The organism is Streptomyces sp. NBC_00386, from assembly GCF_036063235.1.
GTDB lineage: Bacteria > Actinomycetota > Actinomycetes > Streptomycetales > Streptomycetaceae > Streptomyces.
The window spans coordinates 7,657,716-7,683,477 of the sequence record NZ_CP107950.1; the positions used below are offsets into that span (position 1 = coordinate 7,657,716).

At 71.4% G+C, this 25,762-nt stretch carries 21 protein-coding genes and 1 tRNA gene; 20 read left to right on the top strand and 2 right to left on the bottom strand.

Annotation, left to right across the window (positions count from 1 at the left end; genetic code table 11):
- Positions 1 to 3: 3 nt before the first annotated feature.
- From OG780_RS33680 to OG780_RS33740, 13 genes are all read left to right on the top strand, one after another.
- The gene (locus OG780_RS33680; RefSeq protein WP_328454565.1) at positions 4 to 1,290 is read left to right on the top strand and encodes a dihydroorotase; all 1,287 of its coding nucleotides are present in this window, start codon (positions 4 to 6) and stop codon (positions 1,288 to 1,290) included.
- Positions 1,287 to 1,853 carry a PH-like domain-containing protein gene (locus tag OG780_RS33685; RefSeq protein WP_328454567.1) on the top strand — a complete coding sequence of 189 codons (567 nt, stop codon included), beginning with the start codon at positions 1,287 to 1,289 and terminating at the stop codon, positions 1,851 to 1,853. The genes OG780_RS33680 and OG780_RS33685 overlap by 4 nt, the downstream gene beginning before the upstream one ends.
- Positions 1,850 to 3,022, top strand: coding sequence for a glutamine-hydrolyzing carbamoyl-phosphate synthase small subunit (gene carA, locus OG780_RS33690; protein ID WP_328454569.1), 1,173 nt, complete (start codon positions 1,850 to 1,852; stop codon positions 3,020 to 3,022). The genes OG780_RS33685 and carA overlap by 4 nt, the downstream gene beginning before the upstream one ends.
- Positions 3,015 to 6,323: a carbamoyl-phosphate synthase large subunit gene (gene carB / locus OG780_RS33695; protein ID WP_328454571.1), complete on the top strand. Its 3,309-nt coding sequence runs from the start codon at positions 3,015 to 3,017 to the stop codon at positions 6,321 to 6,323. Before carA ends, carB begins: the two co-directional genes overlap by 8 nt.
- A 99-nt stretch (positions 6,324 to 6,422) precedes the next feature.
- Positions 6,423 to 7,529, top strand: a complete 1,107-nt coding sequence (locus tag OG780_RS33700; RefSeq protein WP_328458580.1) for a quinone-dependent dihydroorotate dehydrogenase — start codon at positions 6,423 to 6,425, stop codon at positions 7,527 to 7,529.
- Positions 7,526 to 8,368: an orotidine-5'-phosphate decarboxylase gene (gene pyrF / locus OG780_RS33705; protein WP_328454573.1), complete on the top strand. Its 843-nt coding sequence runs from the start codon at positions 7,526 to 7,528 to the stop codon at positions 8,366 to 8,368. Before OG780_RS33700 ends, pyrF begins: the two co-directional genes overlap by 4 nt.
- Positions 8,369 to 8,676: 308 nt before the next feature.
- Positions 8,677 to 9,000: an integration host factor gene (locus OG780_RS33710; protein ID WP_016638838.1), complete on the top strand. Its 324-nt coding sequence runs from the start codon at positions 8,677 to 8,679 to the stop codon at positions 8,998 to 9,000.
- A gap of 37 nt (positions 9,001 to 9,037) precedes the next feature.
- Entirely contained in the window at positions 9,038 to 9,631 is a 594-nt protein-coding gene (gmk, locus tag OG780_RS33715) for a guanylate kinase (RefSeq protein ID WP_328454575.1), read from the top strand.
- A gap of 37 nt (positions 9,632 to 9,668) precedes the next feature.
- Positions 9,669 to 9,941, top strand: a complete 273-nt coding sequence (gene rpoZ, locus OG780_RS33720; RefSeq protein WP_003982715.1) for a DNA-directed RNA polymerase subunit omega — start codon at positions 9,669 to 9,671, stop codon at positions 9,939 to 9,941.
- 90 nt (positions 9,942 to 10,031) lie between these two features.
- Positions 10,032 to 11,234 carry a bifunctional phosphopantothenoylcysteine decarboxylase/phosphopantothenate--cysteine ligase CoaBC gene (coaBC, locus tag OG780_RS33725; protein WP_328454577.1) on the top strand — a complete coding sequence of 401 codons (1,203 nt, stop codon included), beginning with the start codon at positions 10,032 to 10,034 and terminating at the stop codon, positions 11,232 to 11,234.
- Between the two features lie 239 nt (positions 11,235 to 11,473).
- Positions 11,474 to 12,682 carry a methionine adenosyltransferase gene (gene metK, locus OG780_RS33730; RefSeq protein WP_328454579.1) on the top strand — a complete coding sequence of 403 codons (1,209 nt, stop codon included), beginning with the start codon at positions 11,474 to 11,476 and terminating at the stop codon, positions 12,680 to 12,682.
- A gap of 228 nt (positions 12,683 to 12,910) precedes the next feature.
- A tRNA-OTHER gene (locus OG780_RS33735) sits at positions 12,911 to 12,993 on the top strand.
- Between the two features lie 117 nt (positions 12,994 to 13,110).
- Complete coding sequence (locus OG780_RS33740; RefSeq protein ID WP_328454581.1) at positions 13,111 to 15,267, top strand: primosomal protein N'; 2,157 nt, start codon at positions 13,111 to 13,113, stop codon at positions 15,265 to 15,267.
- A 251-nt stretch (positions 15,268 to 15,518) separates the two neighbouring features.
- Here the strand turns inward: OG780_RS33740 and OG780_RS33745 are convergent, their stop codons facing one another.
- Entirely contained in the window at positions 15,519 to 16,061 is a 543-nt protein-coding gene (locus tag OG780_RS33745) for a hypothetical protein (RefSeq protein ID WP_328454583.1), read from the bottom strand.
- A 549-nt stretch (positions 16,062 to 16,610) separates the two neighbouring features.
- Between OG780_RS33745 and fmt the strand changes: the two genes are divergently transcribed.
- Both fmt and OG780_RS33755 read left to right on the top strand, forming a co-directional pair.
- On the top strand, positions 16,611 to 17,543 hold the full coding sequence (gene fmt, locus OG780_RS33750; RefSeq protein WP_328454585.1) for a methionyl-tRNA formyltransferase: 933 nt from the start codon (positions 16,611 to 16,613) through the stop codon (positions 17,541 to 17,543).
- Between the two features lie 63 nt (positions 17,544 to 17,606).
- On the top strand, positions 17,607 to 19,040 hold the full coding sequence (locus OG780_RS33755) for an RsmB/NOP family class I SAM-dependent RNA methyltransferase (protein WP_328454587.1): 1,434 nt from the start codon (positions 17,607 to 17,609) through the stop codon (positions 19,038 to 19,040).
- 82 nt (positions 19,041 to 19,122) lie between these two features.
- Here the strand turns inward: OG780_RS33755 and OG780_RS33760 are convergent, their stop codons facing one another.
- Complete coding sequence (locus tag OG780_RS33760; RefSeq protein WP_328458582.1) at positions 19,123 to 21,351, bottom strand: MMPL family transporter; 2,229 nt, start codon at positions 21,349 to 21,351, stop codon at positions 19,123 to 19,125.
- A 134-nt stretch (positions 21,352 to 21,485) separates the two neighbouring features.
- Here OG780_RS33760 and rpe point away from each other — a divergent pair, with 134 nt between their 5' ends.
- The 5 genes from rpe to OG780_RS33785 all read left to right on the top strand — a co-directional run bounded on the left by rpe (position 21,486) and on the right by OG780_RS33785 (position 25,717).
- On the top strand, positions 21,486 to 22,172 hold the full coding sequence (rpe, locus tag OG780_RS33765) for a ribulose-phosphate 3-epimerase (protein ID WP_328454589.1): 687 nt from the start codon (positions 21,486 to 21,488) through the stop codon (positions 22,170 to 22,172).
- Between the two features lie 78 nt (positions 22,173 to 22,250).
- Complete coding sequence (locus tag OG780_RS33770) at positions 22,251 to 23,294, top strand: sugar-binding transcriptional regulator (protein ID WP_328454591.1); 1,044 nt, start codon at positions 22,251 to 22,253, stop codon at positions 23,292 to 23,294.
- A gap of 52 nt (positions 23,295 to 23,346) precedes the next feature.
- Entirely contained in the window at positions 23,347 to 23,793 is a 447-nt protein-coding gene (locus tag OG780_RS33775; RefSeq protein ID WP_328454593.1) for a ribonuclease domain-containing protein, read from the top strand.
- Positions 23,790 to 24,167 (top strand): barstar family protein, encoded by a 378-nt coding sequence (locus OG780_RS33780; RefSeq protein WP_328454594.1) that lies wholly within the window; start codon positions 23,790 to 23,792, stop codon positions 24,165 to 24,167. Before OG780_RS33775 ends, OG780_RS33780 begins: the two co-directional genes overlap by 4 nt.
- Before the next feature lie 107 nt (positions 24,168 to 24,274).
- On the top strand, positions 24,275 to 25,717 hold the full coding sequence (locus tag OG780_RS33785) for a GuaB1 family IMP dehydrogenase-related protein (protein ID WP_328454595.1): 1,443 nt from the start codon (positions 24,275 to 24,277) through the stop codon (positions 25,715 to 25,717).
- Positions 25,718 to 25,762 lie beyond the last annotated feature (45 nt).

The window sequence follows — 25,762 nt, forward strand, 5'->3', positions numbered from 1 at the left end:
AACATGAGCAAGATCCTTATCCGAGGTGCGAGGGTGCTCGGCGGCGAGCCGCAGGACGTCCTGATCGACGGCGAGGTCATCGAGGCCGTCGGCACCGGGCTGTCCGCCGAGGGCGCGGAGGTCGTCGAGGCCGACGGCAAGGTGCTGCTGCCGGGCCTGGTCGACCTGCACACCCATCTGCGCGAGCCCGGCCGCGAGGACTCCGAGACCGTGCTGACCGGCACCCGCGCCGCGGCGAGCGGCGGCTTCACGGCCGTGTTCGCCATGGCCAACACCTTCCCCGTCGCCGACACCGCCGGTGTGGTCGAGCAGGTCTACCGGCTCGGCCAGGAGCACGGCTACTGCGACGTGCAGCCGATCGGCGCCGTCACCGTCGGACTTGAGGGCAAGAAGCTCGCCGAGCTGGGAGCCATGCACGAGTCCGCCGCCGGTGTCACGGTCTTCTCCGACGACGGCAAGTGCGTCGACGACGCGGTGATGATGCGCCGTGCGCTGGAGTACGTGAAGGCCTTCGGCGGCGTCGTCGCCCAGCACGCGCAGGAGCCCCGCCTCACCGAGGGCGCCCAGATGAACGAGGGCGTCGTCTCCGCCGAACTCGGACTCGGCGGTTGGCCCGCGGTGGCCGAGGAGTCGATCATCGCCCGCGACGTCCTGCTCGCCGAGCACGTCGGTTCCCGCGTCCACATCTGCCACCTGTCGACCGCCGGGTCCGTCGAGATCGTCCGCTGGGCCAAGTCCCGCGGCATCGACGTCACCGCCGAGGTCACCCCGCACCACCTGCTCCTCACCGACGAACTGGTGCGCTCGTACAACCCGGTCTACAAGGTCAACCCGCCGCTGCGCACCGAGCGGGACGTCATGGCGCTGCGCGAGGCGCTCGCCGACGGCACGATCGACATCGTCGCGACCGACCACGCCCCGCACCCGCACGAGGACAAGGACTGCGAGTGGGCCGCCGCCGCCATGGGCATGGTCGGCCTGGAGACCGCGCTGTCCGTCGTCCAGCAGACGATGGTCGAGACCGGACTGCTCGACTGGGCCGGCGTCGCCGACCGCATGTCCGTGAAGCCCGCCGCGATCGGCCGGGCCACCGGCCACGGACGTCCCGTCTCGGCAGGTGAGCCCGCCAACCTCACGCTCGTCGACACCGCATACCGTGGGACCGTGGACCCCGCTGGCTTCGCCTCGCGCAGCCGCAACACCCCCTACGAGGGCCGTGAGCTGCCGGGCCGGGTCACCCACACCTGGCTGCGGGGCAAGGCCACCCTCGTCGACGGGAAGCTCGCGTGACACCTCTCCTCTCCATCGCCGCCGCACAGAAGTCCGCGGAAGTGACCGACTGGTCCGCCCGGATCGGCTGGCTCGTCGGCCTCGCGCTCTTCGTCGCGCTCGTCTACTGGCTGATGCGCGAGGGCTGGAAGTGGCGGGGCACCCTCCAGGGCGACCTGCCCGAGCTTCCCGACGCGCCGGAAGACCCCGGTCCGGCGAGACTGAGCATGAGCGGCCGCTACCACGGCTCCACCACCGCCGGGCAGTGGCTCGACCGCATCGTGGCGCACGGCCTGGGCACCCGCAGCCGGGCCGAGCTCACTCTGACGGACGCGGGACTGGACGTCGTACGCCCCGGGGCGGACGACTTCTTCATCCCGGCCGCGCAGCTGCGCGAGGCCCGGCTCGACAAGGGCATCGCGGGCAAGGTCCTCACCGAGGGCGGACTCCTCGTCGTCACCTGGGCGCACGGCGACAGGCTCCTCGACTCCGGTTTCCGCTCGGACCGCGCGGCCGAGCACAACGAATGGGTCGACACCCTGAACGACATGATCAACAAGACGGAAACGGAAGGCGCACGATGACGACCTCCACTCAGGGGAACGCCTCACAGAAGGAAAAGGCGCTTCCCGCCGTACTCGTCCTGGAGGACGGCCGGGTCTTCCGCGGCCGTTCCTACGGGGCCGTGGGGGAGACCTTCGGCGAAGCGGTGTTCTCCACCGGCATGACCGGCTACCAGGAGACCCTCACCGACCCGTCCTACCACCGCCAGGTCGTCGTGATGACCGCCCCGCACGTCGGCAACACGGGCGTCAACGACGAGGACCCCGAGTCGCAGCGGATCTGGGTCGCCGGATACGTCGTCCGCGACCCCGCGCGCGTGCCCTCCAACTGGCGCTCGCGGCGCTCGCTGGACGAGGAACTGCGGAGCCAGGGTGTCGTCGGCATCAGCGGCATCGACACCCGCGCCCTCACCCGCCATCTGCGCGAGCGCGGCGCCATGCGCGTCGGCATCTTCTCCGGCAACGCGCTGCCCGACGCGGGCACCATGCTCGCCGAGGTGCGCCAGGTGCCCGAGATGAAGGGCGCGAACCTCGCCGCCGAGGTCGCCACCAAGGAGACGTACGTCGTCCCCGCGATCGGTACGAAGAAGTTCACCGTCGCCGCCGTCGACCTGGGCATCAAGGGCATGACCCCGCACCGGATGGCCGAACGCGGCATCGAGGTGCACGTGCTGCCCGCGACGGCCACCGCCGAGGACATCTACGCCGTGAACCCGGACGGCGTCTTCTTCTCCAACGGCCCCGGCGACCCGGCGACCGCCGACGGTCCCGTCGCCGTCATGAAGGAAGTCCTCGCCCGCAAGACTCCGCTCTTCGGCATCTGCTTCGGCAACCAGATCCTCGGCCGGGCCCTCGGCTTCGGCACGTACAAGCTGAAGTACGGCCACCGCGGCATCAACCAGCCGGTGCAGGACCGTACGACCGGCAAGGTCGAGGTCACCGCGCACAACCACGGCTTCGCCGTCGACGCCCCGCTCGACAAGGTCTCCGAGACCCCATACGGCCGCGTCGAGGTCTCCCACGTCTGCCTCAACGACAACGTGGTGGAGGGCCTCCACCTGCTCGACCAGCCGGCCTTCAGCGTCCAGTACCACCCCGAAGCGGCGGCAGGGCCGCACGACGCCGCCTACCTGTTCGACCGCTTCACGTCTTTGATGGAAACAGTCCTGATGGAGGGCCAGCGTGCCTAAGCGCACCGATATCCAGTCCGTCCTGGTCATCGGCTCCGGCCCGATCGTCATCGGCCAGGCCGCCGAGTTCGACTACTCCGGCACCCAGGCGTGCCGCGTCCTGCGCGCCGAGGGCCTGCGGGTCATCCTCGTCAACTCCAACCCGGCGACGATCATGACCGACCCGGAGATCGCCGACGCCACCTACGTCGAGCCGATCACCCCCGAGTTCGTCGAGAAGATCATCGCCAAGGAGCGCCCCGACGTCCTGCTGCCGACGCTCGGCGGCCAGACCGCCCTCAACACCGCGATCTCCATGCACGAGCAGGGTGTGCTGGCGAAGTACGGCGTCGAGCTCATCGGCGCCAACATCGAGGCGATCAACAAGGGCGAGGACCGCGACCTTTTCAAAGGCGTCGTCGAGGCCGTGCGCGAGAAGATCGGCCACGGCGAGTCCGCCCGGTCCGTCATCTGCCACACCATGGACGACGTCATCAAGGGCGTCGACACGCTCGGCGGCTACCCCGTCGTCGTCCGCCCCTCCTTCACCATGGGCGGCGCCGGCTCCGGCTTCGCCCACGACGAGGACGAACTGCGCCGCATCGCCGGCCAGGGCCTCACGCTCTCCCCGACCACCGAGGTGCTCCTGGAGGAGTCCATCCTCGGCTGGAAGGAGTACGAGCTGGAGCTGATGCGCGACAAGAACGACAACGTCGTGGTCGTCTGCTCCATCGAGAACTTCGACCCGATGGGCGTCCACACCGGCGACTCCATCACCGTCGCCCCGGCCATGACGCTGACCGACCGCGAGTACCAGCGGCTGCGCGACATCGGCATCGCGATCATCCGCGAGGTCGGCGTCGACACCGGCGGCTGCAACATCCAGTTCGCGGTCAACCCCGAGGACGGCCGCATCATCGTCATCGAGATGAACCCGCGCGTCTCGCGGTCCTCGGCCCTCGCCTCCAAGGCGACCGGCTTCCCCATCGCCAAGATCGCGGCCAAGCTCGCCGTCGGCTACACGCTCGACGAGATCCCGAACGACATCACCGAGAAGACCCCGGCCTCCTTCGAGCCGACCCTCGACTACGTCGTCGTGAAGGCCCCGCGCTTCGCCTTCGAGAAGTTCCCCTCCGCCGACTCCACCCTCACGACCACCATGAAGTCGGTCGGCGAGGCCATGGCGATCGGCCGCAACTTCACCGAGGCGCTGCAGAAGGCACTGCGCTCGCTGGAGAAGAAGGGCAGCCAGTTCACCTTCGTGGGTGAGCCCGGTGACAAGGACGAGCTGCTGCGCGAGGCCGCCCGGCCCACCGACGGCCGCATCAACTCCGTCATGCAGGCCATCCGCGCGGGCGCCACGCCCGAGGAGGTCTTCGAGTCCACGAAGATCGACCCGTGGTTCGTCGACCAGCTCTTCCTGATCAAGGAGATCGCGGACGAGCTGGCCGCCGCGGACAAGCTCTATCCCGAGCTGCTCGCCGAGGCCAAGCGGCACGGCTTCTCCGACGTCCAGATTGCCGAGATCCGCGGGCTGCGCGAGGACGTCGTCCGCGAGGTGCGGCACGCGCTGGGCGTGCGCCCGGTCTACAAGACGGTCGACACCTGCGCCGCCGAGTTCGCCGCCAACACGCCGTACTTCTACTCCTCCTACGACGAGGAGACCGAGGTCGCGCGGCGCGAGAAGCCCGCGGTGATCATCCTGGGCTCCGGCCCGAACCGCATCGGCCAGGGCATCGAGTTCGACTACTCCTGTGTCCACGCCTCCTTCGCGCTCAGCGACGCGGGCTACGAGACCGTGATGGTCAACTGCAACCCCGAGACCGTCTCCACGGACTACGACACCTCCGACCGCCTGTACTTCGAGCCGCTGACGCTGGAGGACGTGCTGGAGATCGTCCACGCGGAGTCGCTGGCCGGTCCGATCGCCGGTGTGATCGTGCAGCTCGGCGGCCAGACCCCGCTGGGCCTGTCGCAGGCGCTCAAGGACAACGGCGTGCCGATCGTGGGCACCTCGCCCGAGGCGATCCACGCCGCCGAGGACCGCGGTGCCTTCGGACGGGTCCTCGCGGAGGCGGGTCTGCCGGCCCCCAAGCACGGCACGGCCACCACCTTCACCGAGGCCAAGGCCATCGCCGACGAGATCGGCTACCCCGTCCTGGTGCGCCCCTCGTACGTCCTCGGCGGACGCGGCATGGAGATCGTCTACGACGAGACCCGGCTGGCCTCCTACATCGCCGAGTCCACCGAGATCAGCCCCTCCCGGCCGGTCCTGGTCGACCGGTTCCTCGACGACGCGATCGAGATCGACGTCGACGCGCTGTACGACGGCGAGGAGCTCTACCTCGGCGGCGTCATGGAGCACATCGAGGAGGCCGGCATCCACTCCGGCGACTCGGCGTGCGCGCTGCCGCCGATCACCCTCGGCGGGTTCGACATCAAGCGGCTGCGCGCCTCGACCGAGGCCATCGCCAAGGGCGTCGGCGTCCGCGGCCTGATCAACATCCAGTTCGCGATGGCCGGCGACATCCTCTACGTCCTCGAAGCCAACCCGCGCGCCTCGCGCACCGTCCCCTTCACCTCGAAGGCGACCGCGGTGCCGCTCGCGAAGGCCGCCGCCCGCATCTCGCTGGGCGCGACCGTCGCCGAGCTGCGTGCCGAGGGCCTGCTCCCGGCGAACGGCGACGGCGGAACGCTGCCGCTCGACGCGCCGATCTCCGTCAAGGAGGCCGTCATGCCGTGGTCGCGCTTCCGCGACATCCACGGCCGCGGCGTCGACACGGTGCTCGGCCCGGAGATGCGTTCCACCGGCGAGGTCATGGGCATCGACTCGGTGTTCGGCACCGCGTACGCCAAGTCGCAGGCGGGCGCCTACGGCCCGCTGCCCACCAAGGGCCGCGCCTTCATCTCGGTCGCCAACCGCGACAAGCGCTCGATGATCTTCCCGGCGCGCGAACTCGTCGCCCACGGCTTCGAGCTGATGGCCACCTCCGGCACGGCCGAGGTGCTCAAGCGCAACGGCATCCACGCCACGGTCGTGCGCAAGCAGAGCGAGGGCGAGGGCCCGAACGGCGAGAGGACCATCGTCCAGCTCATCCACGACGGCGAGGTCGACCTCATCGTCAACACGCCGTACGGCACCGGCGGCCGTCTCGACGGCTACGAGATCCGCACGGCGGCCGTGGCCCGCTCGGTCCCGTGCCTGACGACGGTGCAGGCGCTCGCCGCCGCCGTCCAGGGCATCGACGCGCTCAACCACGGCGACGTGGGCGTGCGCTCGCTCCAGGAACACGCCGAGCATCTGACGGCGGCGCGCGACTAACAGCCCTGAGGGGGACACCGGAAACGGTGTCCCCCTCTTCATGAGGCCCCCTGCCCCTTCAAGAGGCGCCCTTCACCGGGCACTTTCGAGGACATGATCATGTACAAGCTGTTCTTCAACCTCGTCTTCAAGCGGATGGACCCGGAGCAGGCCCACCATCTCGCCTTCCGCTGGATCCGGCTCGTCGCCCGCGTCCCCGTCCTGCGCACCTTCGTCGCCGCCGCGCTCGCGCCCCGCCACAAGGAGCTGCGCACCGAGGCGCTCGGCCTGCGCATGCACGGGCCCTTCGGCCTCGCGGCGGGCTTCGACAAGAACGCCGTGGCCATCGACGGGATGTCGATGCTCGGCTTCGACCACATCGAGATCGGCACGGTCACCGGGGAGCCGCAGCCGGGCAACCCCAAGAAGCGTCTGTTCCGCCTCGTGCCGGACCGCGCGCTGATCAACCGCATGGGATTCAACAACGAGGGCTCCGCGGCCGTCTCCGAGCGCCTGGCGGCCCGTACGCCCGTGTTCAGGACCGTCGTGGGCGTCAACATCGGCAAGACCAAGACCGTCCCCGAGGCGGAAGCCGTCGGCGACTACGTCAAGTCCGCCGAACGCCTCGCCCGGCACGCCGACTACCTCGTCGTGAACGTGTCCTCCCCGAACACCCCGGGACTGCGCAACCTCCAGGCCACCGAGGTGCTGCGGCCGCTGCTCGGCGCCGTGCGCGAGGCCGCCGACCGTGCCGTCACCGACCGGCGCGTCCCGCTCCTCGTCAAGATCGCGCCCGACCTCGCCGACGAGGACATCGACGCGGTCGCCGACCTCGCCGTCGAGCTCGGCCTGGACGGGATCATCGCCACGAACACGACCATCGCCCGCGAGGGACTCGGACTGACGTCCGACCCCTCCCTGGTCAAGGAGACCGGCGGCCTCTCGGGCGCGCCGCTCAAGGCGCGCTCCCTGGAGGTGCTGCGCCGCCTCTACGCGCGCGTGGGCGACCGGATCACCCTGGTGGGCGTCGGCGGCATCGAGAGCGCCGAGGACGCCTGGCAGCGCATCCTGGCCGGCGCCACCCTGGTCCAGGGCTACAGCGCCTTCATCTACGAGGGCCCCTTCTGGGGCCGTGCCATCCACAAGGGTCTCGCCGCCCGCCTGCGGACGAGCCCGTACGCCACCCTCGCCGACGCGGTCGGCGCCGACGTGAGGAAGTCCGTATGAGCCTGGAACCCTTCGGCGCGCGCCTTCGCCGCGCCATGGACGAGCGCGGTCCCCTGTGCGTGGGCATCGACCCGCACGCGTCCCTGCTCGCCGACTGGGGTCTCGGCGACGACATCGCGGGCCTGGAGCGCTTCAGCCGTACGGTCGTCGAGGCGCTCGCCGAGCGGGTCGCCGTTCTCAAGCCGCAGAGCGCGTTCTTCGAGCGGTTCGGCTCGCGCGGGATCGCCGTCCTGGAGAAGTCGGTCGAACAGGCACGGGAGGCCGGTGCGCTGGTCGTGATGGACGCCAAGCGCGGCGACATCGGCTCGACCATGGCCGCGTACGCCGAGACCTTCCTGCGCAAGGACGCGCCGCTCTTCTCGGACGCGCTGACGGTGTCGCCGTACCTCGGCTACGGCTCGCTGAAGCCCGCGGTGGAGCTGGCGCGTGAGAGCGGGGCCGGGCTCTTCGTCCTCGCGCTCACCTCCAACCCGGAGGGCGGCGAGGTGCAGCACGCGGTGCGGGCGGACGGGCGCAGCGTCGGGGCGACGATGCTCGGGCACCTGGCCGCCGAGAACGCGGACGAGACACCGCTCGGCTCCTTCGGAGCGGTCGTCGGCGCCACCCTGGGCGATCTCTCCTCCTACGACCTGGACATCAACGGCCCGCTCCTCGCGCCCGGCATCGGCGCCCAGGGGGCGACCGCGGCCGATCTGGCGGGTGTCTTCGGGGCCGCCGTGCGCAACGTCGTCCCGAACGTGAGCCGGGGTGTTCTGCGTCACGGTCCCGACGCCATGGCCCTGCGTGAGTCGGCCGAGGGGTTCGCGGAGGAGATCAGGGCGGCCGTGGCGGCCGCCTGAGACCTCCGACAACCGTTCGAGAGCCCTCCGGTGAGTGCCCTCCGGGCTCCCCGAGTCTGAATACATTCTCAAATCCGGGGAGTTATGTCGTAAATGTCGGGCTCCAGAGAGGCTGACCAGGACTTTTCCTCTGTTCTCGCTGACTCCGGCGCACTTGCCCGCTAGTCTCCGTCGAGTGGGAGCACCTCCCGCGCTGTCAAGGCGGCGGGGGAGACGGGCGAGCGTGTTGCCCGTGGCTCCCAGGTGTGGGGCGACTAGGTTCCTCACCGGTCCGTATCCGACAGTTCGACATCCGAGGTGACGTAGGCGTGGCTCTTCCGCCCCTTACCCCTGAACAGCGCGCAGCCGCGCTCGAAAAGGCCGCCGCGGCTCGCCGGGAGCGGGCCGAGGTCAAGAATCGACTCAAGCACTCCGGCGCCTCTCTCCACGAGGTCATCAAGCAGGGTCAGGAGAACGACGTCATCGGCAAGATGAAGGTCTCCGCTCTCCTGGAGTCCCTGCCGGGCGTGGGCAAGGTCCGCGCCAAGCAGATCATGGAGCGACTCGGGATCTCCGAGAGCCGCCGCGTGCGCGGTCTCGGCTCGAACCAGATCGCCTCTTTGGAGCGCGAGTTCGGCGGTTCCGGCGCCTGAGTCCTGGACACACCAGGATTGCTGGAATAATCGCTGTATGGCTGCAACACCCCGGGGGACAACCCCCGTACCCCCGGACGTACGTCCGCGGCTGACCGTGCTCTCCGGCCCCTCCGGGGTCGGCAAGAGCACGGTCGTCGCTCATATGCGCAAGGCGCACCCCGAGGTCTGGCTCTCGGTGTCGGCGACGACCCGCAAGCCCCGCCCCGGCGAGAAGCACGGAGTCCACTACTTCTTCGTCACCGACGACGAGATGGACAAGCTGATCGCCAACGGCGAGCTCCTGGAGTGGGCCGAATTCGCCGGCAACCGCTACGGCACTCCGCGGGCCGCCGTCCTGGAGCACCTGGAGTCCGGTGTACCGGTCCTCCTGGAGATCGACCTCCAGGGAGCCCGGCAGGTCCGCGAGTCCATGCGGGACGCGCTGCTCGTGTTCCTGGCCCCGCCCTCCTGGGAGGAGCTGGTTCGCAGGCTCACCGGGCGCGGCACCGAACCGCCCGAGGTGATCGAGCGCCGGCTGGACGCGGCCAAGATCGAACTGGCCGCCGAGCCGGAGTTCGACATCACCCTGGTCAACACCTCCGTCGAGGACGTGGCGCGTGAGCTGCTAGCCTTGGTGGCAGTTGTTTGATCTTTCAGGTCAATTTCCACCTTTCGGAAGGCAGAGCGTGTCCTCTTCCATCACTGCTCCCGAGGGCATCATCAACCCTCCGATCGACGAGCTTCTCGAGGCCACCGACTCGAAGTACAGCCTGGTGATCTACGCGGCCAAGCGCGCCCGCCAGATCAACGCGTACTACTCGCAGCTCGGCGAGGGCCTCCTCGAGTACGTCGGTCCGCTCGTCGACACCCACGTCCACGAGAAGCCGCTGTCGATCGCCCTGCGCGAGATCAACGCGGGTCTGCTGACCTCCGAGGCCGTCGAGGGCCCCGCTCAGTAGTCGTTCAATGCTCATCCCAGGCCCGGCGGCGCGACTGTCGGGCCTGTGGTGTGTCATGGAGTCGTAGATTTCCGAGCCCGGGGAGAGACGGTGGACAAGCCGAAGGTCGTTCTGGGGGTCAGCGGTGGCATCGCCGCGTACAAGGCCTGTGAGCTGCTGCGACGACTGACGGAGTCGGGACACGACGTACGTGTCGTGCCCACCGCCTCCGCGCTGAACTTCGTCGGCGCCGCCACCTGGTCCGCCCTCTCGGGCCACCCCGTGTCCACCGAGGTCTGGTCGGACGTCCACGAGGTCCCGCACGTCCGCATCGGGCAGCACGCCGACCTCGTGGTGGTCGCCCCCGCGACGGCCGACATGCTCGCCAAGGCCGCCCACGGGCTGGCCGACGACCTCCTGACCAACACGCTGCTCACCGCCCGCTGTCCGGTCGTCTTCGCGCCCGCCATGCACACCGAGATGTGGGAGCACCCGGCGACGCAGGAGAACGTGGCGACGCTGCGGCGGCGCGGCGCCGTCGTCATCGAGCCCGCCGTGGGGCGTCTGACCGGCGTCGACACCGGCAAGGGGCGGCTGCCCGACCCGGGAGAGATCTTCGAGGTCTGTCGCCGTGTCCTCGCCCGCGGGGTCACCGAGCCGGATCTCGCCGGACGGCACGTCGTCGTCAGCGCCGGCGGCACCCGGGAGCCCCTCGACCCGGTCCGCTTCCTCGGCAACCGCTCCTCCGGCAAGCAGGGGTACGCGCTCGCCCGTACCGCGGCCGCGCGCGGCGCCAGGGTCACCCTGATCGCCGCGAACACGGGTCTGGCGGACCCGGCCGGGGTCGACGTGGTCCAGGTCGGCACCGCCGTGCAGATGCGGGAAGCCGTGCTGAAGGCGGCCTCGGACGCCGACGCGGTGGTGATGGCGGCCGCGGTGGCGGACTTCCGCCCCCAGGCATACGCGGCCGGGAAGATCAAGAAGAAGGACGGCAAGGAACCGGAGCCGATCGTTCTGGTCCGTAATCCGGACATCCTCGCGGAGATCTCCGCGGACCGCGCGCGCCCCGGTCAGGTCGTGGTGGGATTCGCCGCCGAGACCGACGACGTCCTGTCCAACGGACGGACCAAACTGGAGCGCAAGGGCTGCGATCTCCTGGTGGTGAACGAGGTGGGGGAGCGCAAGACCTTCGGTTCCGAGGAGAACGAGGCGGTGGTGCTCGGAGCCGACGGAAGTGAGACCGCGGTGCCCCACGGACCCAAGGAAGCGCTGGCCGAGACGGTGTGGGACCTGGTGACACGCCGACTCGTGTGAAAAGCTCATCCATCACACCCGTCACCACAAAGCCCACAAAATCGGGCGTGGCGACCCTGGCGGAGAGCCCTGACGATGGCGCAGAATGCCCGTGCCGCAGGTCACAGGCCTTCCGAGAGGCGAGACAGGGGTCCCGCGGCCGAGTGCGACCGATAAACTGTTCTCGGACGACGCCGGGCGCAGCCCCCGACCCGTCCACCCATGATCAGCCAGCAGCCGCTGCAACCACAGGGAGCGTTGTGTCCCGTCGCCTGTTCACCTCGGAGTCCGTGACCGAGGGTCACCCCGACAAGATCGCTGACCAGATCAGCGACACCATTCTCGATGCCCTTCTGCGCGAGGACCCGACATCCCGGGTCGCCGTGGAGACGCTCATCACCACCGGCCTGGTGCACGTGGCCGGAGAGGTCACGACCAAGGCGTACGCGCCGATCGCGCAGCTCGTCCGCGACAAGATCCTGGAGATCGGCTACGACTCCTCGAAGAAGGGCTTCGACGGGGCGTCCTGTGGCGTGTCGGTGTCGATCGGTTCCCAGTCCCCGGACATCGCGCAGGGTGTCGACACGGCGTACGAGTCCCGTGTCGAGGGTGACGAGGACGAGCTGGACAGGCAGGGTGCCGGCGACCAGGGCCTGATGTTCGGGTACGCGACGGACGAGACCCCGAACCTGATGCCGCTCCCGATCCACCTCGCGCACCGGCTCGCGCGCCGGCTGTCCGACGTCCGCAAGAACGGGACCATCCCGTACCTGCGTCCCGACGGCAAGACCCAGGTCACCATCGAGTACGACGGCGACAAGGCGGTCCGTCTGGACACCGTCGTCGTGTCCTCGCAGCACGCCTCGGACATCGACCTGGACTCCCTGCTCGCTCCCGACATCCGCGAGTTCGTGGTGGAGCCGGAGCTGAAGGCCCTCCTCGACGACGGCATCAAGCTGGAGACCGAGGGCTACCGCCTGCTGGTGAACCCGACCGGCCGCTTCGAGATCGGCGGCCCGATGGGCGACGCCGGCCTCACCGGCCGCAAGATCATCATCGACACTTACGGCGGCATGGCCCGCCACGGCGGCGGTGCCTTCTCCGGCAAGGACCCGTCCAAGGTCGACCGCTCCGCCGCCTACGCGATGCGCTGGGTCGCGAAGAACGTCGTCGCCGCGGGCCTCGCCTCGCGCTGCGAGGTCCAGGTCGCCTACGCGATCGGCAAGGCCGAGCCGGTCGGTCTGTTCGTCGAGACCTTCGGCACCGCCAAGGTCGACGCGGAGAAGATCGAGACCGCCATCACGGACGTCTTCGACCTCCGTCCGGCGGCCATCATCCGCGACCTCGACCTGCTCCGCCCGATCTACTCCCAGACCGCCGCCTACGGCCACTTCGGCCGCGAGCTGCCCGACTTCACGTGGGAGCGGACGGACCGGGTGGACGCGCTGCGCAAGGCCGCGGGCCTGTAGTCCGCGAACGCTTCGCCACAGCCGTGAGGCCCGGCACCCCGAGGGGTGCCGGGCCTCACGGCTGTGCGGAAAAGCCTCACGACTGCGCGGAAAAGCGATGGCCGGTCCGGGCCTGAGTCCGTACGCTGATGATCTCCCGGTGCGATGGCCGCGGTTACTTCGGTGGAGTACGCCCACGGCGTGCGGTGAATCTGGATCACGTTCCGCTGCCGCCCTGATCTCGGGAGAACCGGCGTCGTCCGGTCCGGTGCGACGGCCGCGGATACTTCCGGGGCGATGGCCCCTCGCAGGTTCGAATCCTGCTGCCGGTCCCCGACCGGTATGGCCGAGCGGTCCATGGCAAAAGCGCCTTCCAGGCGTTCGCGATCCGCGTCCGGCCCGATCTCGGGCGGGCGGCGCTGTCAGTGCGGTCTGGTAGGAATACTGCTGTGAGCAGCGCGAACGGGCGATCCGAGGACAGCGCGGGCGGCGCGGACGGCGCACCGCCCGAGCAGCTTGCGCTGATCCGGGAGACCGTGCGGCAGGCCAAGGCACCGAAGGCGAAGCCGCGGACCTGGCGGGGTGCCCCGCTGGCGAAGGAACTGCCCGTCGCGCGGGTGCTCGTCGACAAGGGCGTACTGCACCTCGACCGGTACTTCGACTACGCCGTGCCCGAGGACCTCGACGACGCCGCGCAGCCGGGCGTGCGGGTACGGGTCCGCTTCGGCGCAGGCGGGCGCACCGTGCGCGAGGGGCGGCGCGAGGGCGGCGGTCTCATCGACGGATATCTCGTCGAGCGGGTCGCCGAGTCCGACTACTCCGGGCCGCTGGCCGCCCTCGCCCAGGTCGTCTCGCCCGAACCCGTCCTCGGACCCGAACTGCTGGGGCTGGCCCGCGCCGTCGCCGACCGGTACGCGGGTTCGCTCGCCGACGTGCTGCAACTGGCCGTGCCGCCCCGGCACGCCCGTGCCGAGGCACGGGAGTCGCCCCCGCCCCCGCCGCCGCCGCCCGCACCCGACCCCGGGACCTGGCGACGCTACGGGCGAGGCGCTGACTTCCTCGCCTCGCTCGCCTCCGGCGGCGCCCCGCGCGCGGTGTGGACCGCGCTGCCCGGTCCCGAGTGGGCAGAGGAGATCGCCCGCGCGGTGCAGGCGACGCTCGCCTCCGGGCGCGGCGCGCTCGTCGTCGTACCGGCGGGCCGGCCCGCCGCCCGTGTCGACACGGCCCTCAAGTCCCTGCTGGGTGAGGGGCATCACGCCGTGCTGACCGCCGACGCCGGACCGGAGCGGCGCTACCGCGACTGGCTCGCCGTACGGCGCGGGTCCGTCCGGGCCGTGGTCGGCACCCGGGCCGCCATGTTCGCGCCGGTGCGGGACCTGGGCCTGGTCGTCGTCTGGGACGACGGCGACGACGGACACAGCGACGACAACGCTCCCTTCCCGCATGTCCGGGAAGTCCTGGAGCTGCGCGCCTCACGCGACAAGTGCGGCTTCCTGCTGGGGAGTTGGACGTGCACGGTGGAGGCGGCACAACTGGTCGAGAGTGGCTGGGCGCTGCCGCTGGCCGCCGACCGGGACCAGGTGCGTGCCGCCGCGCCGCTGGTGCGGACCGTCTCGGACGGCGATCTCGCCCGCGACGAGGCCGCCCGGGCCGCCCGGCTGCCGACGCTCGCCTGGCAGACCGTCAGGGAGGGTTTGAAGCAGGGGCCGGTGCTGGTCCAGGTGCCCCGGCGGGGATATGTGCCCAGGATGGCCTGTGCGCGGTGCCGGGAGCCCGCGCGGTGCCGGCACTGCGCGGGGCCGTTGGAGGCGCAGGACGCCCAGGCACTGCGCTGCGGGTGGTGCGGGCGGGACGAGACGGCCTGGCACTGCCAGGAGTGCGGCGGGTTCCGGCTGCGGGCGCAGGTCGTCGGCGCCCGGCGGACCGCCGAGGAGCTGGGGCGGGCGTTCCCGGCCGTGCCGGTGCGCACGTCCGGGCGGGAGCAGGTGCTGGACACGGTGTCCGCGGCACCCGCCCTGGTGGTCAGCACGCCGGGGGCCGAACCGGTCGCCGAGGGCGGGTACGCGGCGGCCCTGCTGCTCGACGGCTGGGCCATGCTCGGACGGCCCGATCTGCGGGCCGGCGAGGACGCGTTGCGCCGGTGGACGGCGGCCGCCGCGCTGGTCCGTCCACAGGGGGCGGGCGGCACGGTCGCGATCGTGGCCGAACCGACCCTGCGGCCCGTGCAGGCGCTCGTGCGATGGGATCCGGTCGGGCACGCGGTGCGTGAACTCGCCGAGCGGGCCGAGCTGGGATTTCCGCCCGTCTCCCGGATGGCGGCGGTGTCCGGGGCGCCGGAGGCGCTCGCCGGGTTCCTCGCGGCCGCCGAACTACCGGGTGACGCCGAGGTGTTGGGGCCCGTGCCGCTGCCGACCGGTGAGGCGGGGCGGCCCAGGCGGTCTGGTGGACCGCCTCTCGGGGAGCCCGGGGAACGGGTGCTCATCCGGGTGCCCCCGGGCAGTGGCGCCGCTCTGGCGGCGGCGCTGAAGAGCGCGCAGGCGGCGCGCATGGCCCGCGGGGGCGGTGACCCCGTACGCATCCGGATCGATCCGCCCGACATCGGGTGAGACCCGATGAGACCCGATGAGAGCGGATGAGATCCAGTGGGGCCGCCGAGCACGGGTCGTGGACCGTGCGCCGCACAGGTGCCTGTCGCGGACCGTGTGGGCGACCGGGTGGCCCGTGCCGGGGCATGCCTCCGCGGGTCGGCAGGGGGCGTGGGCCGGGCCGGGGAGACGGACTCGGGCAGGGGCGTGCGTAGCGGACTGCCCCCCGGGGGCCTGGCGCCGGGAGGCAGTTGTCGTCTCGGTGAGTCGGGTCAGCCGTTGCGCGGGCCCGGGAAGACCGTGGGCCTGACCTCGTCGCGGAGCGTCGGGCTGCCGGCCGTCGGCTGGGTCGGCATGGAGTGGGCGGCGGGGACGGTCGGCACCGACGGCAGCGCGGCGTTGACGGCGACCGTACGTGTGTCGGCGGTCTCCGTGGCGCGCTCCGCCTCGGCGGCGGCCTGGGCGGCGGCTCGGCGGGCGCCGTAACGCCGGTGCACCGCCTGCTTGGTGACCCCGAGGGCCGATCCCACCGCGTCCCACGAGAAGCCGAGGGAGCGGTCGAAGTCCACGGCGGCGGTGACCAGGGTCTCGACGCTGTCCCGCAGTTCCTGGGCGAGACGGACGGTCGGGGCGGGGGCGCGCCCGTAGACGACGAAGCCCGTGGAGGGGCCGGCGCGGCGTGGGCGGTACACGTTGCCCAACTGGGCGGTGAGCGTGCGCAGTGCGTCCACCTGCCGACGGACCCGCTCGATGTCCCGCACCAGCAAGTGCAGGCTGGCCCGAGCCTGGGCGTCGTGGGTTGCATGGTCGGCCATGAACAAGCCTCTCGAACCGTCGTTGAAAGGGATCGGGCCGCTGGTGTGCGGTCCGCGGTGGTCAACTCTTTCTTGACCAACGCGTGGACGGGTGAGTGGTCACGGGTGCAAGGGCGCAAGAGCATATGAACGGGGCGCGTCCCGAGCTGTACGCCCCCCGTCGTGCGATCGACGCGCCCCGTGCGCCCACGGGCGGCCCCCTCCGCCTGTGCCGACGGCCGGTCCGAACCACCCGGACCCGTACGCGGACGGCGCGGACAGCGCGTACCGCCGGAGCCCGGCTGCGGCGGGCCGGCGCGCACCCGCCCGGCCAAGTTCCTCCCGGGTACGCCGCCCACAGCCCGTTCCCGTACGCCGCCCACAGCCCTCTCCGTGCCCCGCCCGCGCGGCCTTACCGCCCGTGCGGGCCCGGGGACATGGCCCTGTGGAGAACGCCCGAGCCCTCGGGCCCCGCGCGGCATAGACTGGTGCGCTGCCCCGTGCACGGCCCGAACCGGTACGCGCGCGGGGGATGTGAAGTGCTCCCGCCCGAGAGGCCAATCACCACCCATGAAGCTCGTCTTCGCAGGCACCCCCGAGGTCGCCGTTCCCGCCCTGGACGCCCTGATCGCCTCCGGGCGGCACGAGGTGGCCGCCGTCGTGACCCGGCCGGACGCGCCGGCCGGACGGGGGCGACGGCTCGTCGCGAGTCCGGTCGCCGAGCGGGCGGAGCAGGCCGGGATCGAGGTGCTCAAGCCCGCGAAGCCCCGGGACGAGGAATTCCTGGCCCGGCTGCGGGAGATCGGCCCGGACTGCTGTCCCGTCGTCGCGTACGGGGCGCTGCTGCCCCGGGTCGCCCTCGACATCCCCGCCCAGGGCTGGGTCAACCTGCACTTCTCGCTGCTGCCCGCCTGGCGCGGCGCGGCTCCCGTGCAGCACGCGATCATGGCCGGGGACGAGATCACCGGCGCCTCCACCTTCCTGATCGAGGAGGGCCTCGACTCGGGGCCGGTGTACGGGACCGTCACCGAGGAGATCCGTCCCACCGACACCAGCGGGGACCTGCTCACGCGGCTCGCCTTCGCCGGGTCGGGACTGCTCGCCGCGACGATGGACGGGATCGAGGACGGTACGCTCAAGGCCGTGCCGCAGCCCGCCGACGGCATCAGCACCGCGCCGAAGATCACCGTGGAGAGCGCCCACGTCGACTGGGCCGCCCCGGCGCTGCGCGTCGACCGCGTGGTGCGCGGGTGCACGCCGGCACCCGGCTCCTGGACCGTCTTCCGCGACGAGCGCCTCAAGCTCATCCAGGTCGCGATGGTGCCCGACCGCACGGATCTCGCCCCGGGCGAGCTGTCGGTCGCCAAGAACAATGTGTACGTGGGCACCGGTTCCTTCGCCGTGGAACTGCTCTGGGTGCAGGCCCAGGGCAAGAAGCCCATGCGCGCGGCCGACTGGGCCCGCGGGGTGCGGATTCCGTCCGGGGAGCGGCTCGGAGTCTGACACCGGCCCTGCGGCGTACGCTGATAAGCGCATCTTTTTTCCTGGATCCGGAGCACCTTTTTCGTGAGTGAGCAGCCCCGTCGGCCGCAGAAGCCCGGCAAGCCCTACCGCCGCCCCCAGAAGGACCCGGTCCGCATGCTCGCCTTCGAGGCGCTGCGGGCCGTGGACGAGCGGGACGCGTACGCGAACCTCGTCCTGCCGCCGCTGCTGCGCAAGGCGAGGCAGAAGGACGACTTCGACGCACGGGACGCCGCGCTCGCCACCGAGCTGGTGTACGGCACGCTGCGCCGCCAGGGGACGTACGACGCCGTCATCTCGGCCTGTGTCGACCGGCCGCTGCGCGAGGTCGACCCGCCGGTCCTCGATGTGCTCAGCCTCGGGGTCCATCAGCTGCTCGGCACGCGCATCCCGACGCACGCGGCCGTCTCCGCCTCGGTCGAGCTGGCCCGGGTGGTGCTCGGCGACGGGCGGGCCAAGTTCGTGAACGCCGTGCTGCGCAAGGTCGCGCGGCAGGACCTCGACGCCTGGCTGGAACAGGTCGCGCCGCCCTACGACGAGGACGCCGAGGACCACCTCGCCATCGTGCACTCACACCCGCGCTGGGTCGTCTCCGCGCTCTGGGACTCCCTCGGCGGCGGCCGGGCCGGCATCGAGGACCTGCTGGAGGCCGACAACGAGCGGCCCGAGGTGACCCTGGTCGCCCGGCCCGGACGTTCCACCGCCGGGGAACTCCTCGACGCCCTCGACGAGGACTCGGCGCTTCCCGGGCGCTGGTCCCCGTACGCCGTGCGGCTCACCGAGGGCGGTGAGCCGGGCGCCATCGACGCCGTACGGGAGGGCCGTGCGGGCGTCCAGGACGAGGGCAGCCAGCTGGTGGCGATCGCCCTGGCGAACGCGCCGCTCGACGGCCCCGACCGGGCCTGGCTGGACGGGTGCGCCGGACCCGGCGGCAAGGCCGCGATGCTGGCCGGCCTCGCCGCCCAGCGGGGAGCGACGCTGCTCGCCTCCGAGAAGCAGCCGCACCGCGCGGGGCTCGTCGCCAAGGCACTCGCCGGGAACCCCGGCCCCTACCAGGTCATCGCCGCCGACGGCACCCGCCCGCCGTGGCGGCCCGGCACCTTCGACCGGGTTCTCATGGACGTGCCCTGCACGGGCCTGGGCGCGCTGCGCCGCCGTCCCGAGGCCCGCTGGCGGCGTCGCCCCGAGGACCTCGACCGCTTCGGGCCGCTCCAGCGCGGACTGCTGCGCACGGCGCTCGCATCGGTGCGGGTCGGCGGTGTCGTCGGCTACGCGACCTGCTCGCCGCACCTCGCCGAGACCCGCGCGGTCGTCGACGACGTCCTCAAGCACTTCGAGGACGGCTCCGCCGAACTGCTCGACGCCCGCCCGCTGCTGCCCGGCGTGCCCGCGCTCGGGGACGGCCCCGACGTCCAGCTGTGGCCGCACCTGCACGGGACGGACGCGATGTACCTGGCCCTGATCCGCCGAACCGCCTGACCCGACGCTCCGAGGTCTGTCGTTCGGCTCGGCCCGGGACATCGGCCCGGCGACCGGTCCGGGCTCCGGTGCGTCTCGTCAGTCAGTCGGGCGGCCGGGCGGGTCTCGTGGAGTCGTCCGGGTCCCCGGTGTCCTGGGTCCCCGAGGGCCCCGGGGACGCCGCGAGCGCCCCGGACTGCTCCGGAGTGTCCGGGTGCCGGGAGCCGCCGTCCTCGTGCGCGAGCCGGTTCGGCCACCACACCTTCGGGCCGACATCGAGGAAGAGCGAGGTGACCAGCACCGAGCGCACCACGAAGGTGTCCAGGAGCACGCCCAGGGCGACCGCGAAGCCGATCTCCGCGAACCCCACGATCGGCAGGGTGCCCAGTGCCGCGAACGTGCCCGCCAGGACCAGACCGGCCGAGGTGATCACGGCCCCGGTGGTGGCCAGGCCCGTCACCACGCCCTGCCGGGTGCCATGACGGATCGCCTCCTCGCGGATCCGGGTGGTCAGGAAGATGTTGTAGTCGATGCCGAGCGCCACCAGGAACACGAAGACGAACAGCGGGAAGGCCACGTCCTCGCCCGCGTAGTCGAAGACGTGCCGGAAGGCCAGCGCGCTCACACCGAGAGCGGTCGCCAGCGACAGCACCACGGTCCCGATCAGCAGGAGCGGGGCGATCAGCGCGCGCAGCAGGGCGCTCAGGACCAGCAGGACCACCACCAGGACGAGCGGGATGACCAGATAGTTGTCGTGCGTCTGGGCGTTCTCCATGTCCAGCAGGGCCGCCGAGCCGCCGCCCACCTTCGCGTCGGCACCCGGCACGGCGTGCACCGCGTCGCGGACCCGCTCCACGGTGTCCTTCGCCGCCGTGCTGTCGGCGGGGGCGCGGGTGGTCGCCTCGAACAGCACCCTGCCGTCGTGCACGGGCGCGGTACCCGGTGGCACCCCGATGCTCGCCGGCACCACTCCCGGGTCCGCCGCCACGGTCTCGCCGACCTGTCTGCCCTGAGCCGTGTTGGACACGACGACCAACGGATCCCCGTCGCCCGCGGGGAAGTATTGCGCCGACACCTCCTGGCCGACGATCGAGTCCGGTTTCCCGGTGAACTGGTCGGCGTTGGGGATGCCCGCGGCGCGGAGCTGGATCAGGCCGAGGGACAGCAGTCCGAGCGCCAGCGCCGTGGCCACCCAGAAGGTCCGGGGGCGGCGGGCGATCCGCCGGCCCATGCGCGCCCAGACGCCGCTCCTGGTCGGATCGGCCGAGCCGAGGTGCGGGACGGCCGGCCAGAAGATCCAGCGGCCGAAGACGAGCAGCAGGGCGGGGAAGAGCGTGAGCATGGCGAGCAGCGCCACGGCCACGCCGATCGCCGCGACCGGTCCGAGACCCCGCGTCGAGTTCATCTCGGCGACCAGGAGCACCAGCATGCTCAGGACGACGGTCGCGCCCGAGGCGAGGATGGCGGGACCGGCCCGGTTCATGGCGAGGGCCATCGCCTCGTGCCGGTCCTCGTGACGGCGCAGTTCCTCGCGGTAGCGGGCGACCAGCAGCAGGGCATAGTCGGTCCCCGCGCCGAACACCAGCACGGTGAGAATGCCCGCGCTCTGGCCGTTGACGGTCAGACCGGCGTGTTTCGCCAGCAGATAGATCAGCGCCTGGGCCGTGAACAGGGCGACGACCACGCCGAGCAGCGGGACGAACAGCAGGGTCGGACTGCGGAAGGTGATCAGCAGCATCACGATGACGACGGTCATCGCGGCGAAGAGCAGCGTCGAGTCGATGCCCTCGAAGGCCTTGGAGGAGTCGGCGGCCGTGCCGCCGGGCCCGGTGATGTGCACCGAGAGCCCGTCGCCGCCCTTGCCCACCTGGTCACGGATGGAGGAGACGGCGGGGGCGATCCGCTGCCAGCCGGCCGCGTCCATGGTGATGGGGACGTAGATCTGCGCCGCGCGCGGATCCGGCTGCCGGTCGAAGACCGGTCCCCGGGTCTCGGCGCCGCGGATGCCGTGGTCCCGCAGCGTCTTGAGCTGCCGGACGTCCTCGGAGATCTGCCGCCGGTCCTGTGCCGTCAGGCCGTCGGGGCGCGCGTAGACGACGACCGCGGGGATCTGCTCGGGCCGGAACTCGTTCGAGATGTCGAGGACCTGGGTGGATTCGGCCGATCCCGGCAGCCAGGACTGGGCGTCGTTGTCCTGGGCATCGCTGAGCTTCGTTCCGAGTGGGGCCACGAAGAGGAGAATCAGCAGCCACAGGCCCAGGACCAGCCACTTGGAGCGCCGTCCGCACACGCCTCCGATGGCCGCATGCTTCCAGACGTCGAGCCGCTTCATGCCCACCCCCGAGACCGGACGCAGCGCCGCTGGGCCGTCCAGCATGGCACGGCGGACCCTCGTACGGCGTCCGCGGGACGATCCAGGTCCGGACCGGGGCGGGCAACGGGCCCGGGGCATGGCAGTCTTGGGGCATGGCCGCGCAGATCAACCCCAGCATCCTGTCCGCCGACTTCGCCCGTCTTGCCGAGGAGGCAAAGGCGGTGGAAGGCGCGGACTGGCTCCATGTCGACGTCATGGACAACCATTTCGTACCGAACCTCACCCTCGGGGTGCCGGTCGTAGAGTCTTTGGCCCGTGCGACGGACATTCCGCTGGACTGCCATCTGATGATCGAGGACGCCGATCGGTGGGCGCCCCAGTACGTGGAAGCCGGTGCCGGCTCCGTCACGTTCCATGTGGAGGCCGCCGCCGCGCCCGTCCGGCTCGCCCGCGAGATCCGGGCCAAGGGTGCCCGTGCCTCGATGGCGCTCAAGCCCGCGACCCCCATCGAGCCGTACGAAGATCTGCTGCCCGAGCTCGACATGCTGCTCATCATGACGGTCGAGCCCGGATTCGGGGGCCAGGCTTTTCTTGACATCATGCTCCCCAAGATCCGCCGCACGCGCGAGTTGATCAGCAAGCACGGCCTGGAACTGTGGCTCCAGGTCGACGGTGGCGTGTCGGCCTCGACCATCGAGCGGTGCGCGGAAGCGGGGGCCGACGTGTTCGTCGCCGGTTCGGCGGTGTACGGGGCCGCGGACCCCGCTCAGGCGGTACGTGCACTGCGCACCCAGGCCGAGGAGGCGACGACCCGTGCGTCATGGGCGTGCGGCCACTGAGCCAAGGGAACGTGAACGCCGCCCATCAGGGCGGATCAAGTGCGCCGGATCTGCAAGGATGAACGGCGAATCCAGAGTGTGAACAGAAGTGAGGAGATCGCCGTGTCGGGTATGTCGGCGGGCCGGTCAGCCATGCGGATGGGACCCGCTGAGCTGGTCCAGGCGGCGGCCATGGCCCGCCGCTTCTACCTCGAGGGCAAATCCAAGATCCAGATCGCCGAGGAGTTCGGCGTCAGCCGCTTCAAGGTGGCCCGGGTCCTGGAGACCGCTCTCGAACGGGATCTCGTGAGGATCGAGATCCGCGTCCCCGCCGAGCTCGACGCGGAGCGCTCGGACGCGCTGCGCGCCCGCTACGGCCTGCGGCACGCCGTGGTCGTCGAGTCCCCGGCGGAGGCCGAGGAGTCGCCCGACCCGGAGAACCTCGGCGAGGTGGCCGCCGACCTGCTCGGCGAGCTCGTCAACGAGGGCGATGTGCTGGGTCTCGCCTGGGGCCGTTCCACGATCCACATGGCGGCGGCGCTGGACCGGCTCCCACCGTGCACCGTGGTGCAGCTGACGGGTGTGTACGACGCCGGGACCGCCGAGCGCGGCTCCGTCGAGGCCGTACGGCGTGCCGCGCAGGTGTCGGGCGGCGACGCCCACCCCATCTACGCGCCGATGCTGCTGCCCGACGCGGCCACCGCGGCGGCGCTGCGCAACCAGACGGGGATCGCCCGCGCCTTCGAGTACTTCGACAAGGTGACGGTGGCCTGCGTCTCCATCGGCTCCTGGGAGCCCGGCATCTCCACGGTGCACGACATGCTCAGCGACGAGGAGCGCGCGCACTACGCGTCGCTCGGTGTCGCCGCCGAGATGTCCGCGCACCTCTTCGACGCCGAGGGCCGTCGGGTCGGGCGTGACCTGGGCGAGCGGTGCATCACGGTCGAGGCCGACCGGCTGCGCCGTATCCCCGAGGTCGTCGCCATAGCGGGTGGGCACCGCAAGGCGGCCGCCATCGACGCGGTACTGCGGTCCGGGCTCGTCACCAGCCTGGTCACGGACACGTCGGCCGCGGACGCGCTGATGACGGCGGGCCCGCCGCCGCGTCCGGCGCTGAACCGGGCGGACCCGGACGGGGCCTGAGGACAGCACACAGCGCGCGCCGCTGGGGGACGGCCGTGGCAGCATCTACGACATGCCGCTGCGGCCGTCCCCTCGCGCGTTCACGGGCCGTCTGTTCGCCGGCCTGCTGGTCTGTCTGACGGTCCTGCTGGCGGGCTGCTCGCCGCCGGACACGGCCGGTCCGCGAGACCCGGCGGCCACCACCGCGAGCCGTGCCACGGCGGTCCCCTCCTGGGTCGGCGGCCTGCCGGCCGTTTCCGTGGCCGCGCTCCCCGCCGAGGCGCGGGCGACCCTCGCCCTCATCGACCGGGGCGGCCCCTTCCCGTACGCCAAGGACGGCGCTGTCTTCGGCAACTTCGAGCGGGAGCTGCCGGGGCACGCCAGGGGCTACTACCACGAGTACACGGTGCGGACCCCGGGCGAGCGCGACCGCGGGGCCCGGCGCATCGTCACGGGGCGGGGCGGGGAGATCTTCTACACCGACGATCACTACAACTCCTTCAAGGCGGTGCTGAGATGACGCACGGTCCGCTCGCGGCGGTATGCCGTTCGGCCGGGTGGCAGGTCACCGAACTCGACCTCACCGGGGTCCTCGACAAGGGCGCCTTCATGGCGCGCTGCGTCCGCGACCTCGGCCTGCCGGAGTGGTTCGGGCGGAACTGGGACGCGCTCGGCGACGTCCTGGGCGACCCCGACTGGGGCCCGGCCAGTCCGGGCAGACTGATCGTGGTGACCGGCTGGCGCCCCTACGCGCGAGCACGGCCCGACGAGTGGGAGACCGCGCAGGGGGTGCTGGCGGCGGCCTCCGGTCACTACGAGGCCTCCGACGCGGCGCTCGCGGTCGTCCTCTCCCTTGGAGGATCCGACCAGCTGCCCCCTGACCAGCCTGGATGATCCGCCCGGGGACCGCATACCGGCTGTCATGGGACAATGAAGTACGTGCTCTTCCCCCTGGCTGACCTGTCCGGGGGCCACCTCTGATCGACTGGGATGTGCAGCACGTGCGTTTCCTCAACGACATCCAGCCCCCGTACGACCTGACGTACGACGACGTCTTCATGGTGCCCAGCCGCTCCGCCGTGGGCTCGCGTCAGGGAGTGGACCTCGCCTCTCCCGACGGCACCGGCACCACCATCCCGCTCGTCGTCGCCAACATGACGGCGATCGCCGGCCGCCGGATGGCCGAGACCGTCGCCCGCCGCGGTGGCCTTGTCGTCATTCCGCAGGACATCCCGATCGAGGTCATCACCGAGGTCGTCTCCTGGGTCAAGGGACGCCACCTGGTGCTCGACACCCCGATCGTCCTCGCGCCCCACCAGACCGTCGCCGACGCGCTGGCGCTGCTGCCCAAGCGCGCGCACAACGCGGGCGTCGTCGTCGACGACGAGGGGCGCCCCGTCGGTGTGGTCACCGACACCGACCTCACCGGCGTGGACCGCTTCAGCCAGCTGTCCGAGGTCATGTCCAAGGACCTGCTGCTCCTCGACGCGGACATCGAGCCGCGCGAGGCGTTCAACCGTCTCGACAACGCCAACCGCCGCTACGCCCCCGCCGTGGACGCGGACGGCAAGCTGGCCGGCATCCTCACCCGCAAGGGCGCTCTGCGCGCCACGCTGTACTCGCCGGCCACCGACGCGAACGGCAGGCTGCGCATCGCCGCCGCCGTCGGCATCAACGGCGATGTGGAGGGCAAGGCCAAGCAACTGCTCGACGCGGGCGTCGACACGCTCGTCATCGACACGGCTCACGGTCACCAGGAGTCGATGATCAGCGCCGTCAGGACGGTGCGCGCGCTGGATCCGCAGGTGCCGATCGTCGCGGGCAACATCGTCGCCGCCGAGGGCGTCAAGGACCTGATCGACGCGGGCGCCGACATCATCAAGGTCGGTGTGGGCCCGGGTGCCATGTGCACCACCCGCATGATGACCGGCGTCGGCCGGCCGCAGTTCTCCGCGGTGCTGGAGTGCGCGGCCGAGGCGAAGAAGTACGGCAAGCACGTGTGGGCCGACGGCGGTGTCCGCCACCCCCGTGACGTCGCGATGGCACTGGCCGCCGGTGCGTCCAACGTCATGATCGGCTCGTGGTTCGCCGGCACGTACGAGTCCCCGGGCGACCTTCACCAGGACGCCGGCGGACGCCTGTACAAGGAGTCGTTCGGCATGGCGTCCGCGCGGGCCGTCAAGAACCGCACCAGCGAGGAGTCCGCGTACGACCGGGCCCGCAAGGCGCTGTTCGAGGAGGGCATCTCCACCTCGCGGATGTTCCTCGACCCGTCCCGTCCGGGCGTCGAGGACCTGATCGACTCGATCATTGCGGGCGTCCGTTCCTCCTGCACCTACGCGGGTGCCAACTCCCTGGAGGAGTTCACCGAGAAGGCGATCGTCGGCATCCAGAGCGCGGCCGGCTACGCCGAGGGCCAGCCGCTGCACGCCAGCTGGAGCTGATCCGCCGCGGTTCCGTACGGCCCCTGTTCCCTGCCGGCGCTTTCT

Coding starts and splice junctions, on each gene's coding strand:
- OG780_RS33745 (WP_328454583.1), bottom strand. CDS start 16,061: ATGGCCGACCATGCAACCCACGACGCCCAGGCTCGGGCCAGCCTGCAC.
- OG780_RS33700 (WP_328458580.1), top strand. CDS start 6,423: ATGTACAAGCTGTTCTTCAACCTCGTCTTCAAGCGGATGGACCCGGAG.
- gmk (WP_328454575.1), top strand. CDS start 9,038: ATGGCTGCAACACCCCGGGGGACAACCCCCGTACCCCCGGACGTACGT.
- fmt (WP_328454585.1), top strand. CDS start 16,611: ATGAAGCTCGTCTTCGCAGGCACCCCCGAGGTCGCCGTTCCCGCCCTG.
- OG780_RS33780 (WP_328454594.1), top strand. CDS start 23,790: ATGACGCACGGTCCGCTCGCGGCGGTATGCCGTTCGGCCGGGTGGCAG.
- rpe (WP_328454589.1), top strand. CDS start 21,486: ATGGCCGCGCAGATCAACCCCAGCATCCTGTCCGCCGACTTCGCCCGT.
- OG780_RS33680 (WP_328454565.1), top strand. CDS start 4: ATGAGCAAGATCCTTATCCGAGGTGCGAGGGTGCTCGGCGGCGAGCCG.
- carA (WP_328454569.1), top strand. CDS start 1,850: ATGACGACCTCCACTCAGGGGAACGCCTCACAGAAGGAAAAGGCGCTT.
- OG780_RS33760 (WP_328458582.1), bottom strand. CDS start 21,351: ATGAAGCGGCTCGACGTCTGGAAGCATGCGGCCATCGGAGGCGTGTGC.
- pyrF (WP_328454573.1), top strand. CDS start 7,526: ATGAGCCTGGAACCCTTCGGCGCGCGCCTTCGCCGCGCCATGGACGAG.
- OG780_RS33775 (WP_328454593.1), top strand. CDS start 23,347: ATGCCGCTGCGGCCGTCCCCTCGCGCGTTCACGGGCCGTCTGTTCGCC.